Consider the following 13119-nt stretch of genomic DNA (forward strand, 5'->3'; position numbering starts at 1 on the left):
ATTGTCAGGGAATGGAAGCTACTATTTTTTCGGGAAACGATATTTTGCAGATGGAAACGCGCATCAGGGCTGCTTTTATGAACTCGTTGAGTGGGTTCAAAAGTGCGTCATTAATTGGATCCATCGATGGCAAAGGAAATTCAAACCTCGCTATCTTTAGTTCGGTTATCCATTTGGGATCCAATCCAGCGCTAATTGGGTTCATCAATAGGCCAGATTCTACCAGCAGGCACACCTTGGAAAACATTTTGGAAACAAAATGCTTTACCATCAACCATGTCAATAAAGAAATTTATAAAAAAGCCCATCAAACCTCTGCGCGTTATGCTAAGGAGGTTTCTGAATTTGACGCTACCGGATTGACGCCACAGTTTCATACACTCCTGCAAGCACCCTATGTAAAAGAAAGCCACATTAAGTATGGGTTAGAATTTGCTGAAAAACACGAATTAAAGATCAATGGTACCGTTTTAATCATTGGGCGGGTATTAGAAGTAATCATTCCTGACAATTGTTTGTTGCCGCACGGTGCAATAGATATTGAAAAAGCAGAAACCATTACGATATCTGGGTTAGACTGTTACCATACAACTGATCTGCTATCGCGATTAACCTATGCAAAACCGGGAATACTTCCAGAGGAGATTATCTAGAGGGCGATAAAAAAGTAAGTGTTCATTTTTCCCCACTACTAAAACGCAGAATGGATAAGCAAGCCATCAATATTGTTTGGTTTAAACGCGACTTGCGGTTTATTGACCACGAACCACTTTACTTTGCCCAAAAATCAGAACTGCCATTTTTGTTGGTTTACATCTTTGAGCCTTCGGTCATGGCCTATCATGACAGCGACATCCGGCATTGGCGCTTTGTGCACGAATCTTTGTGCGAAATGAATGAGAAATTAAAAAGTGCCAATGCTCAAATTGCAATTTTTCAAAATGAGGCAAAAGTTATTTTTGAAGCCCTCATCCATCATTTTTCCGTCAGCACTGTTTTTTCCTCCCAAGAAATCGGCAATGGACTAACTTATGAGCGCGACAAAGCCCTGAATCTTTTGTTCAAAAGTCACAACATTACCTGGAATGAATACCAAACCAATGGAGTGGTTCGCAAATTAAAAACCCGCAAAAATTGGGAAAAACGTTGGGAGGCCCAAATGACGGCTCAACCAAAAATTGTGAACGAACAAAATTTGAATACGTTACACCTTGATGATACAATATACAAGCAGATAAAAGGCGCAGATTTAAATGCTGAAATTACCACACGAAATAAAAATTTTCAGGAAGGTGGTGAATATTGGGCATGGCGGTACCTGGAAAACTTCATTAAAGAGCGCCATGTCAATTACAGCAAACACATCAGCAAACCTCTATTGAGCCGGAAAGGATGCAGTCGTTTATCGCCGTATTTAACTTATGGGAATGTTAGTATGCGCATGGTGTACCAATTTACCAAAAAGCATTATCAAGCTTCATTGAATAAAAGAGCATTGTCAAACTTTATTTCTAGACTGCATTGGCATTGCCATTTCATTCAAAAATTTGAAGACGAATGCCGTTATGAATTTGAAAATATAAATCGCGCTTACAACACTTTAATCAAACCTAAAAATGAAAGTTACATCATTGCCTGGCAATCTGGACAAACGGGGGTTCCAATAGTGGATGCCTGTATCAGATGCCTGGTTGCTACTGGGTATATTAATTTCAGAATGAGGGCCTTAGTGGTTTCCTTTTTTGTGTTTAACCTTTGGCAAGACTGGCGCGAATTGCATTTTTTAGCCAGACAGTTTTTGGATTATGAACCCGGAATTCATTACCCTCAGTTGCAAATGCAAAGCGGTACTACTGGCATCAATACCATCAGAATTTATAACCCAATAAAAAATTCTATGGAACATGATCCTGAGGGGTTGTTCATCAAACAATGGGTTCCTGAACTCAAAAATGTTCCCACTAATCTGATTCATGAACCTTATAAGCTAACCTTAATTGAACAAATATTGTACCAGTGCGAAATTGGAAAGGATTATCCGGCGCCTGTTGTTGATATTGAAGAAACTAGAAAGATAGCCAGTGACATCATGTGGAGTTTTAGAAAAAATAAAAATGTCAAAACGGAAGGGAAACGGATTTTAAAAAAACATGTAAGCAATCCAAAGTAGCAACAGATTTGCCAGCAGGAAGTATGAAACCTGGAAACTTTTTCCTAAGGGGTATCCTCACAATTGAAAATCATAGAGCAGCCTAAAATTAAATAGAGTTTTTCGTTGGCACAAGTCGCGTGTGAATCATGTAACTCTTTCCTAGAATTGTGTAATGCTTCTTGGCCATAAAGGACTGAATATTACACTGAAAAGTTTCTCTTATCCACAAAATTTAGCACACGACATGAACAATCTATTCAAAGGATTAATCGCCGGCTATGGCGCCATGAAATTGGGTGGCGGATGCCTGGGCACCATCGTGGTATTTGCCATCATTTGGGTGATACTCGGGCAGTGCAGCTAGCAGCTTGCAAAAGTTTAGTTGAATTCAAAAATGCCCAAAAAAATGAACTTGAACAATATCACAGAATTAAAGGCACAAGAGGGTGTCATCAAAATAGTTTAATCATGGCAAAGAAAATGTTAATCACAACAATTTTCGCGCTTGGTATCTGCTTTCTGCAATCCTGTGGAAACACCAACAACCACCCAAACGCAAGAGAATTGGATACTACCATGCATCCGCAGGCGCCATTAGATTCTACAGGCAAAGCCAAAATGCTACTGGACAATGACCTGATGTTTTCCTTGAGTGGTACACTGGCCGAAATGAACATTGCAGCGATGAGTGGAAACTTTGATCTTGACTTTGCCTCGATGATGATCCTAAATCACCAAGCAGCCATTGACATGAGCAGAGTAGAAATAGCCCAGGGTCGAGATGAACAAATTAAGGAAGTGGCGCTAGACATCATCAACGTGCAAAATGCCCGGATTGCACAAATGCAGCAGTTCATAATGGATAATAACAATAAACCATTCAAAGCATTACAGGTTGATAAAAAATACAATGGACTGAGTGCAACGATAAAAGTCATGATGGACAAAATGAACAACATGCACATGACTGGCCATACTGATGAAGACTTCGTAGCAATGATGATCCCCCACCACCGTGCTGCGGCCAAGATGGCCGAGGATGAATTAAAGCAGGGTCGAAATCAGGAATTGAAAAAACTGGCGCAGCAAATTATTGTAGATCAAAATGAAGAAATCGAAGAATTTAAAGCCTGGATCATTAACCATCAGTAACATGAAAAAAAATAAAAACAACCCTCCTAAACAGCACAGTGGTACCATGCTGAATCAAAAAACCAACGAAGACCACAACAAGCAAAAACCAGATCCAAAAGATCCTAACGAAATAAAGAACAATCCAAATACAGCGGATTCAACCATACTTGAAAAAGAAGATGAGCAGAATATCGAGCAAACAATCAATCACAAAAACAATACATACTCCGAATCACACGATTAACACAGTCATAAAGGAATGATACTGTGTGTATTTGGGGCTTTGAACACGCAGAATGTACCCATCCAAAACATGGGCGATTCATCAGTACTCATTTAACCTTACTAACCCAAAATCAAAATTGTTATGAAAAATATTCTCATTTTTTTGACGCTGTCAGGCGTTTTATTGGCCGGATGTAAAAGTGCCCAAAAAGCACAAACCAGCGGCGAGAAACCAAAGTCTGACATGAATAAAACCACCAAAGGCACCATTATCGGCGCTTCTTCAGGAGCAGTAATCGGTGGTATTCTTGGCAACAAGAGCAAAAATACGGCAATCGGTGCGATCATTGGCGCTGCCGCAGGAGGCGCGATCGGTGCAGTCATCGGCAACAAAATGGACAAACAAGCCAAAAAAATGGAAGAAGTCCTGGGGCAAACGGCAACGGTAGAACGCGTAGGTGAAGGCATCAAATTGACCTTCGACAGCCAATTGTTGTTTGACTTTGGCAAAACCAGCCTCTTGGAATCGAATAAACAAACCCTGGAAAACTTCGCAGAAACCTTGAAGCAAAACCAGGATACCGACCTACTCATCATAGGACATACCGACAATGTAGGCTCCAATGCATTCAACCAATCCTTGTCAGAAAGCCGTGCAACTGCTGTCTCCAATCAACTCGCTTCCAATGGGGTCAGTAATAGCCGACTGAGAACCAAAGGCATGGGCGAAACCCAACCTGCGGTTTCTAATGCTACAGAAGGAAGTCGGGCGCAAAACCGCCGGGTCGAAATCGCCATTTATGCGAACGAGAAAATGAAAACAGAAGCCAAACAAGAAACTGGACAATAGCTAAGTGGTTAAACTTAGTAATCACCACCAATGAGAGCTTGTTTAAACAAGCTCTAACTCACTTTTCACCATTCAAATTGAATTTTATGAAAACGATAAGTCTAAAAATCGCCATTTTATTGGGTCTAGGACTCATAATGTGGATTCCCTTTTTTGCCCAAACAAAAAGTTCATTTGGGATTCGGGCGGGCTTAAATGCCACCAACATCTCCTTTGACAACTTGGACAATCGCAGTGAACGTTTAGGATGGCATGCAGGCATTTTTGCAAATTTGCCAATTGCATCCGATTTTGTCTCTATTCAACCCGAATTGAGTTATTCCGTAAAAGGTACGGCTTATAAGCCGCTAAATAATCGGGAAACATTAAACCTGGATTACATCGATTTCCTATTACCCGTAGCTTTTAAGTTGGGTCCAGTTGATCTCCAAATAGGCCCTTTTGCCTCTTACTTAATCTCTACACAAGATTTTAAGGTGATAGACAACAACTTGGTTATTACCGATGCTTTCAGAAAATTTGACGGCGGTCTTACTGCTGGTTTGAGTTTTAATTTCAGCAAAGTTTTCCTGGGCATCCGTTACAATCAGGGTTTTGCAAATTTGACTCAAGATAATGCTAAAGAGTATTTCGGTAGTGGAAAAAATGGAGTCGGTCAGGTTTCTATCGGTTTCCGGTTTTAATCCAATCCACAAAAGTTAAGCGACTATACCCGCTGGTGCAAGTCTTGCAGACGTGTAACAGCGGGTTGTCCATTTATGACATCATTCGTCATTCTACATTCGACCTTCGGTATTAAAATTACACCCGCTCAATCACCATGGCCGAAGCGCCACCGCCACCATTACAGATCGCTGCCAGTCCAATTTTTGCCTCATTCTGCTGAAGTACATTGGTCAGAGTGGTTACGATTCTAGCGCCCGAAGCGCCCAGGGGGTGACCAAGAGCACAAGCGCCGCCAAATACATTGACTTTGGCCTCGTCGATGCCCAATACCTGATTGAAAGCCATGGGTACTACCGCGAACGCCTCGTTCACTTCAAAAAAATCAACCTCGCTGGTGCTGATGCCAGCACGTTTCATTGCCAATGGTGCGGCAATGGTTGGACTGGTGGTAAACCATTGTGGTTCTTGTTCGGCATCGGCAAAACCCAGGATTTTGGCAATGGGTTTTAAGCCCAGTTTTTCCACCATTTCCTTGCTGGCCAGGATCAGTGCGGATGCGCCATCGTTGATGGTGCTGGCATTGGCCGCAGTAACCGTGCCGTCTTTGCTGAATGCCGGACGCAGACTAGGAATTTTGCTGAAATCCACCTTTTTGTATTCTTCGTCTTCCCCCAAAAGGATTGGATCTCCTTTGCGTTGGGGGATACTCACGGGCACAATCTCGTTGTTGAACCAGCCTTTTTGGGTAGCCTCCGCGGCTAGAGTATAAGAACGGATGGCAAATTCATCTTGCGCTTCCCGCGAAATGTTGTATTTGGCTGCAGTAGCATCTGCACAAGTACCCATGGCTTGATGGTCGTAGGCATCGGTGAGGCCATCTTTGGCGAGTCCGTCTACCAGTTCCATGTTGCCGTATTTGCTGCCCCAACGCGCAGAAGGCACATAATAGGGGATGTTGCTCATGCTTTCCATGCCTCCGGCTACAACTAGATCGTTGTAACCCAACATGATGGACTGAGCGCCGTACATGATGGCTTTCATCCCTGAGGCACAAACTTTATTGATGGTGGTACAAGGTACATTGTCACTCACGACAGCTCCACGCGCCGCCTGGCGGGCTGGGGCCTGGCCCAAATTAGCCGAACATACGTTGCCCATTAGCACTTCTTGCACTTGATCTGCGGCAACACCAGCTTTTTCCAGTGCACCTTTGATGGCAAAACTGCCCAATTGGGTGGCGGTAAAACCAGCCAAAACGCCCCCGAAACTCCCCATGGGAGTGCGTACGGCTGAAACGATGAATACTTCTTTCATAGATTTGAATTGGAAAGGACAGCACAAAATTACACCTCATTTTCTTGATCTGTATTCAACAGGAATGGAATTCTTCGGGTTGACTTATCCGTGAATATTTTTTCTGCGGATCAATCATTTGTAAATCAGGTTCTTGAAAGCTTTTTTACAGCCAGACCAGCTTGGAATGGATATTATTTTAAAAAAAGAGTTGTTTGAGGAAATTATCCGTTCTATATTTACAGTCCTAAACAGCGCGGCGTGGAGCAGTTGGTAGCTCGTCGGGCTCATAACCCGAAGGTCGTAGGTTCAAGTCCTGCCGCCGCTACAAGAAGGGAAGTCCTCACAGGCTTCCCTATTTTTTTGCCCACTACTGATGCTTTGGTTTAACACAAACTTCAATATTACTTAACACTCGCGTACCTTGTTTCTTCAAACGAGGGCATTTCCTTTGTTTAAAATTTCCAATGATTGCTGTTTTTCCTCAAGACCAATTCTTGACCATACAGTGGGATGCCGATCATTCCAGTAATTACTGGTATGCCTGGTTGTATGACAATGCTCCTCAAAACTGGCACGAATCGGGCCAAAAACTCAGCGAGTCCAGAGCCGTAGACCTTTACATCAAACCACTAACAATCAGTTGGTCTGCGCAGGAGTTGCACCTCAGCTGGGACAAGGAAGCCATCGCTTATCCCTTGGCGTGGCTGAAGCAATACTCATTCCCAACCAAAGAAAACCAGCGGGAATTATGGGCGAAACTCGATCCGCATCAATTGCACGATTATGCTCAAGTTTCGGTTGATCCAGCTGCCTTGTTGTGCTGTTTAAAGGATGTACAAAAGTATGGATTTGCGCATATTGCAGGATTACCTACTACTTCGGGTTCTTTGTTGCGGTTGGTGCATTTGTTTGGTCATGTGCGAGAAACCAATTATGGCTCGTTTTACGATGTGATTGCGGAAGAAAACCCTGAAAACCTGGCCAACACGGCCCTTGGTTTGGCGGCTCACACTGACAACCCTTACCGAAATCCCACCCCGACCATCCAGGTCTTGCATTGCCTGAAATCAGAGGTGAAGGGAGGTGAAACGATACTGGTAGATGGTTTTTATCTGGCCGAAAAAATGGAACATGAACATCCAGCCTACTTCCACTTGTTGGCTACCAATGGCATGAAGTTTAAATTTGCAAGTAAAGACCATTGGCTTGAAAACCGTGCTCCGATTTTTGAATTGGATCTTGACGGTGAATTGGTGCGCATCAAATTCAACAACCGCTCCATCCAACCCTTTGAGTTGCCGGATGAATTGATGTTGCCTTTTTACGAGGCGTATCAATATTTTGAAAACCAACTGCATGATCCTCAATTCCAGTTGATTTTTAAACTTGAACCAGGAGAAGCCATCGTCTACGACAATGAACGAATCTTGCACGGCAGAACGGCCTATTCGGGCTTGAAAGTGCGACACTTGCAAGGCTGTTATGCTGATCGGGATGCTTTGTACAGCAAAATCAGGGTTTTGGAAGAAAGATTAGCCCAAATTTGATCCATTGTAAATCATCTCGAAATGAACACAAACATGATTACTCAAGAGATTTTATCCATTTTTCGCAAGCATGGTCATATCGAATACGGCGAACGCTGCAGCATGTTGTCGCACTCCGTGCAAGCTGGCCTGCTGGCCAAAGCGAAAGACTACGATGTAGAATTGATTGCGGCTGCATTTTTGCACGACATCGGTCACTTGGCACCTCTGGAGTTTGCCGATTCTGCGCAGGTCACCACGATGGGATCGTATGGCCTTGATGCCCACGATCATTGGGGAGAAGACTATTTGCGAAGCAGAGGATTTTCGGACCGGATCATCGCTACGGTACGCAATCACGTTGCGGCCAAGCGGTATTTGTGTTTTGCCGACGACACTTATTACCAGCAACTTTCTAACGCCAGTCAGGAAACCCTCCGCTATCAGGGCGGTCCCATGTCGATGGAAGAGGCCAAAACCTTCGAAGCTGATCCATTTTTTGAAGATTCAATTTTGATCAGAAAAATTGACGACGAAGCCAAGGAGGTAAATTTCGAAGTCAGCGAAACTGCGATGGACTATTTGGAAACAATCTTGGACAAGGTCTTGCCAAATGGCTAACCAGAGAGATTGTTATCTTTTTCGGGATGCTTTTGTATTTTGTGCCGTTTTTTACGCTCAATTGGTACACAATGATCATCAAAGAACTCGTTCTCTCCCTCCCTCAAATCGGAAAAGTGGAATGGATTGGCTTGCGGCCTGCTTCACGCGCCATCCTTATGGAGGTAGAAGCAGTAGAAGCTCAAACCGAAAATGGCCTCACTGGTGATCGTTATGCTGGGCAAAACGGCAAACGCCAAGTCACCTTGATTCAAGCTGAACATTTGGTGGCAGCAGGTACGATTTTGCAACGCGGCCCCATTGATCCTCAGCTGACCCGTCGCAATATTGTTGTTTCGGGAATCAATCTTTTGGCGCTGAAAGACCAGAAATTCCAGATTGGAGAAGCCATTTTTGAAATGACCGGAAAATGCTTTCCTTGCCAGCGTATGGAGGAAAACCTGGGCCCTGGTGGCTACAATGCCATGCGGGGCCACGGCGGCATCACCGCCAGGGTCATTAAAGGTGGCAGCATTAAATTATGCGACGAGGTTTCCTTGTTTCTGGAATAGCTGATATCGAAAAAATTGTTTCTCAAACCCAAACGCAATAACTACACGATATGGAAGACATGATCAAAATCCACCTGATCGATCGAGAAGGTACTGAACACGAGCTGGATGGCCCTACAGACATGAACATGAACCTGATGGAGCTTTGCAAAGTCTACGAACTGCCCGTGAAAGGCACTTGCGGAGGCATGGCCCTGTGTTCTACCTGTCAGGTATACATACTGAGCGACCACGGATTGCCAGAGATGACCGAAGATGAAGAAAACATGTTGGATCAGGCTTTTTTCGTTAAAGACAATTCACGTTTGGGGTGTCAACTCCACCTCAGTGAAGCAATGGACGGCTTGAAAGTGCAATTGGCGCCCGAGACAGAGAGCAATGCATAAAGTCTGTTGAATTTCGATTTATCGCCCCTAAACCACATCGGATGAATACGGATAAAGCAACAAAACAAGCCTGGGGCGCACTTTGGATTCTGTTTGGCATCAATTTGATGAATTTCTACGACCGTCAGATCCTGGGGCCAGTAGCGGAAATGGTGCGCAAAGAATGGGCTTTAAGCGATACCCTCCTGGGTACATTGAGCACTGCTTTTATCCTGATGTATGCTGTGGTGGGTTTGCCCTTGGGGCGTTTGGCCGATACCTGGAACCGAAAGAAAATCCTTGCCATCGGAGTCAGTACCTGGAGTGTCCTCACTGCTGCTTCGGGTTTGGCGACGAGTTTTGCCTGGTTGTTTGCCAGTAGATTGGGCGTAGGGATAGGGGAGGCCAGTTGTGCCCCTGCTGCCAATTCTCTGATTGGCGATCTGTTTCCGCCGCGCCGCCGCGCCATGGCCTTGTCCATTTTTATGCTGGGTTTGCCTTTGGGTACGTTTTTGTGCTTCCGTTTGAGTGGACTCATTGCTGCGGAATATGGTTGGCGGTATGCGTTTTTTTTCGCGGGCATTCCGGGTTTAATCCTTGGACTATTGGCACTCAAATTGCCCAACCCGCCCCGGGGTGCCAGTGAAGAACACCCACCCATAGCGTTGTCCAGTGATAAATCTCCTTTTTGGCTGGTCTTGAGCATCCCCACCATTTTGTGGATTGTGGCATCAGGAGCGGTGCACAATTTCAACATGTACGCGGTGAATTCCTTTTTGCCTGCATTTTTGATGCGCACGCATCATTTGGACGTCAAAGCGGCAAGTTCGGTTTCTTCCATAGTTTTAGGCGCAGTTGGGATCTTAGGTTTGTTGGGCGGGGGATGGGCGGCCGATCGGCTGAGTCAGGTTCGTCCCGATGGGAAATTGTTGCTTTCTGCAATCGCTACGGCCATTGCCGCACCGTGTATTTTCTTTGCGTTGCAACAAGCGCCAGGTGCGATAGTCGGCTTTATGCTCTTGATGGGAACTGGTACTATGTTGATGTTTGTGTATTATGCCAGTGTGTATTCCTCCATTCAAGATGTGATTCCCCCTGCCTTGCGGGGCACGGCCATGTCCATCTACTTTTTCGCAATGTATCTGCTGGGTGCCAGCTTTGGGCCAGTGATTACGGGCATGCTGAGTGATCATTACGCCAAACAGGCGATGGTAGCCGCGGGCGCTACTGCTATGTCGGAGGAGTTCAAAGGAATGGGTCTGCACCATGCGATGTACATCATACCGATGTTGTGCGTGGTTTTGGCATTGGTTTTATTTGCAGCTTCACGAACAGTAGCCAGAGATATGGAAAAAGTGAAACAATAGAAAAAAGACTATGGAAATTAAGCTTTATGAATATCAAAATGTCACTATCGCCGAAATCGATGCAGTAGTCATCATCATTCACAATGCCCAGGATGCTCTGGATATCCTGGCCAACTGCGCTTATCAAGGTGCCAGTAAAATCATCGTGCAAGCGAGCCACATTGTCCCGGAATTTTTTGACTTGAAAACCGGAATTGCTGGAGAAATTCTGCAAAAATTTTCTACCTATCAAATGCAACTGGCCATTGTAGGTGACTTTACCAAGTACACCAGCAAAAGTTTGCAGGATTTTATCTTCGAAAGCAACAAAGTAGGGCGCATCAATTTCGTCGCATCTATTGAAGAAGCAAGAGAAAGGTTGGCAAAATCATAGGGACTTGACTGGCCTGCATATTGTAAAAATGATGAAATAGAAAAAATCAGGCTGCTTGAAAACGGGTATTTTTCCTTTGCATTTCAAAAGAACAATACCGTTATGAACGACTCAAACATCCTCGATAAGCCTCTACTTCACTCGGCCATCGAAGCCAAGTGCAAGGAAATTGGCTTCACCATGCCCTCTGATCTGTACATCGGAACCTTGCTAAAAACCCTGATCAGCTCCAAACCCCATGGAAATTTCCTTGAATTGGGTACTGGTATTGGCCTATCCCTCTCCTGGATGATTGATGGCCTTGACGCTGAATCCAAACTCACCAGCATCGACAATGACCCCGAACTTTGCTTCATTGCGCAGGATTTTTTTGGCAACGACCCCAGACTCAACATCGTATGTGCCGACGGCGCTGAATGGATCAAAAACTATGCAGGAGAATCCTTTGATTTGGTCTTTGCCGATGCCTGGCCTGGCAAGTACAGCGAAATTGAAGAGATCCTAGCGCTGGTTAAAGTAGGTGGCTTTTATGTCATCGACGACATGTCCGCTCAGCCCAATTGGCCAGTCGGGCATCAAGACAAAGTTGATGGCTTGATAGCTTACCTGGAGCAACGCAAAGACTTCAATTTGACCAAAATGAATTGGTCTACGGGGGTGATTATTGCAACCAAAAAAGAGTAATTTTATGACCCAAAGCAAATGGTGCCGCAATAAAAGCGCAATCGTTTCCAAAGTTTTACGGCTCATTTTCGTTGCCAATCCCTTTCCGTCGTGGAAAAATAAGCTACTTTTATGCTGATAATTGTAGCCTATGCAAACTCGTTTTTTACCCTTTTTTTTGCTCATGTGGAGCATCTGGAGTTGTCAATCAAATGCTCCTCAAACAACTGCCGAAGTGCCTCCCGTATCTCCCAACGAGCATTGCTATACCGGAGCGTCTCCCTACGGAACACACGCTGATTTTCTTATTGTGGATTACCTGAAAGCCATTGATCAAATTACACCTGATCCCAAAGAGGCCAAAAATACAACTGGAATGGTGGCCATCAAAGGCGGTAATTTTCAAATGGGTGGCGACAACGAACAGGCCAGACCGGATGAATTCCCCAAACATCCAGTTGAAGTGAAAGACTTTTGGATGGATGCCACCGAAGTCACCAATGCTCAATTTCAGCGCTTTGTGGACGCTACTGGCTATGTCACCGTAGCGGAACGAGCCATTGACCTGGAAGAACTCAAAAAACAAGTGCCACCAGGGACTGAATTGCCTTCCGCAGAAGATTTGCAGCCTTTCTCCCTGGTCTTTAAATCTCCCTCCAGCGGCAATATCCAAACCTTGACTCCTGCCGATTGGTGGCAAATCGTTAAAGGGGCCAATTGGCGGCACCCACAAGGGCCGGCGAGCAGTATCCAGGGCAAGGACAATCTTCCGGTAGTACACGTGAGTTGGTACGATGCCATCGCCTACTGTAAATGGGCGGGCAAACGCTTGCCTACCGAAGCTGAATGGGAATACGCTGGGCGCGGCGGTCAGGAAGAGGCGGTGTATCCCTGGGGAAAGGAACCTGTTTCGGTACAAAAAGCGAATTTCTTTCAAGGCGAATTTCCGGTCAAGCAGCTGAACGAAGACGGATTTCAACGCTTAGCTCCAGTCAAATCCTTCGCTGCCAACCCCTTTGGCTTGTACGATATGGCCGGAAACGTCTGGGAATGGTGCGCAGACTGGTATCAGCCTGATTATTATGCCCAAAAAACAGGCAATGCTCGGAACCCCCAGGGTCCTTCCAATAGTTATGACCCTGATGAACCCAATGCACCCAAAAAGACAGTGCGTGGGGGTTCTTTTCTGTGTAATGACAGCTACTGCTCGGGTTATCGGGTGGCAGCCCGTATGAAAACCAGCCCGGATACGGGTTTGGAGCATACTGGGTTTCGCTGTGTACGGGATAAGGAATAAAAGTTGAAAAGCTTATGGTTGAAAAGTTGCAGA

General features: G+C 45.0%; 15 protein-coding genes, 1 tRNA gene and 1 pseudogene. 16 read left to right on the top strand and 1 reads right to left on the bottom strand.

Translation table 11 applies throughout. The features are described 5' to 3' along the window. Positions 1-11 precede the first annotated feature (11 nt). From ABW391_RS05900 to ABW391_RS05930, 7 genes and pseudogenes are all read left to right on the top strand, one after another. The gene (locus tag ABW391_RS05900; protein WP_353480911.1) at positions 12-653 is read left to right on the top strand and encodes a flavin reductase family protein; all 642 of its coding nucleotides are present in this window, start codon (positions 12-14) and stop codon (positions 651-653) included. Positions 654-703: 50 nt separating this feature from the next. Then, positions 704-1102: pseudogene (locus tag ABW391_RS05905) on the top strand (deoxyribodipyrimidine photo-lyase); the annotation flags it as partial. A 3-nt stretch (positions 1103-1105) separates the two neighbouring features. Beyond that, a complete protein-coding gene (locus ABW391_RS05910) occupies positions 1106-2170 on the top strand; it encodes an FAD-binding domain-containing protein (protein WP_353480958.1) in 1065 nt (354 codons plus the stop codon). A 450-nt stretch (positions 2171-2620) separates the two neighbouring features. Then, entirely contained in the window at positions 2621-3304 is a 684-nt protein-coding gene (locus ABW391_RS05915) for a DUF305 domain-containing protein (RefSeq protein WP_353480912.1), read from the top strand. A 1-nt stretch (position 3305) separates the two neighbouring features. Next, positions 3306-3530, top strand: coding sequence for a hypothetical protein (locus ABW391_RS05920; protein WP_353480913.1), 225 nt, complete (start codon positions 3306-3308; stop codon positions 3528-3530). Between the two features lie 123 nt (positions 3531-3653). Further along, positions 3654-4361: a YiaD family glycine zipper/OmpA-like lipoprotein gene (locus ABW391_RS05925; RefSeq protein WP_353480914.1), complete on the top strand. Its 708-nt coding sequence runs from the start codon at positions 3654-3656 to the stop codon at positions 4359-4361. Positions 4362-4447: 86 nt separating this feature from the next. Then, positions 4448-5044: a porin family protein gene (locus ABW391_RS05930; RefSeq protein ID WP_353480915.1), complete on the top strand. Its 597-nt coding sequence runs from the start codon at positions 4448-4450 to the stop codon at positions 5042-5044. Between the two features lie 118 nt (positions 5045-5162). Here ABW391_RS05930 and ABW391_RS05935 read toward each other — a convergent pair whose 3' ends face one another. Further along, positions 5163-6341 (bottom strand): acetyl-CoA C-acyltransferase, encoded by a 1179-nt coding sequence (locus ABW391_RS05935; protein WP_353480916.1) that lies wholly within the window; start codon positions 6339-6341, stop codon positions 5163-5165. A gap of 234 nt (positions 6342-6575) precedes the next feature. Between ABW391_RS05935 and ABW391_RS05940 the strand changes: the two genes are divergently transcribed. From ABW391_RS05940 to ABW391_RS05980, 9 genes are all read left to right on the top strand, one after another. Beyond that, positions 6576-6648, top strand: a tRNA-Met gene (locus ABW391_RS05940). A gap of 139 nt (positions 6649-6787) precedes the next feature. Further along, positions 6788-7870, top strand: a complete 1083-nt coding sequence (locus ABW391_RS05945; RefSeq protein ID WP_353480917.1) for a TauD/TfdA family dioxygenase — start codon at positions 6788-6790, stop codon at positions 7868-7870. Positions 7871-7891: 21 nt separating this feature from the next. After that, on the top strand, positions 7892-8470 hold the full coding sequence (locus tag ABW391_RS05950) for an HD domain-containing protein (protein ID WP_353480918.1): 579 nt from the start codon (positions 7892-7894) through the stop codon (positions 8468-8470). 71 nt (positions 8471-8541) lie between these two features. Next, the gene (locus ABW391_RS05955; protein ID WP_353480919.1) at positions 8542-9021 is read left to right on the top strand and encodes an MOSC domain-containing protein; all 480 of its coding nucleotides are present in this window, start codon (positions 8542-8544) and stop codon (positions 9019-9021) included. A gap of 50 nt (positions 9022-9071) precedes the next feature. Next, the gene (locus ABW391_RS05960; protein WP_353480920.1) at positions 9072-9407 is read left to right on the top strand and encodes a 2Fe-2S iron-sulfur cluster-binding protein; all 336 of its coding nucleotides are present in this window, start codon (positions 9072-9074) and stop codon (positions 9405-9407) included. A 41-nt stretch (positions 9408-9448) separates the two neighbouring features. Then, entirely contained in the window at positions 9449-10753 is a 1305-nt protein-coding gene (locus ABW391_RS05965; RefSeq protein ID WP_353480921.1) for a spinster family MFS transporter, read from the top strand. Between the two features lie 10 nt (positions 10754-10763). Beyond that, positions 10764-11126, top strand: coding sequence for a DUF4180 domain-containing protein (locus ABW391_RS05970; protein WP_353480922.1), 363 nt, complete (start codon positions 10764-10766; stop codon positions 11124-11126). Positions 11127-11228: 102 nt separating this feature from the next. After that, positions 11229-11810 (top strand): O-methyltransferase, encoded by a 582-nt coding sequence (locus tag ABW391_RS05975; protein ID WP_353480923.1) that lies wholly within the window; start codon positions 11229-11231, stop codon positions 11808-11810. A gap of 130 nt (positions 11811-11940) precedes the next feature. After that, positions 11941-13086 carry a formylglycine-generating enzyme family protein gene (locus tag ABW391_RS05980; RefSeq protein ID WP_353480924.1) on the top strand — a complete coding sequence of 382 codons (1146 nt, stop codon included), beginning with the start codon at positions 11941-11943 and terminating at the stop codon, positions 13084-13086. Positions 13087-13119 lie beyond the last annotated feature (33 nt).

Source organism: Haliscomenobacter sp. (assembly GCF_040403615.1).
Taxonomy (GTDB): Bacteria; Bacteroidota; Bacteroidia; order Chitinophagales; family Saprospiraceae; genus Haliscomenobacter.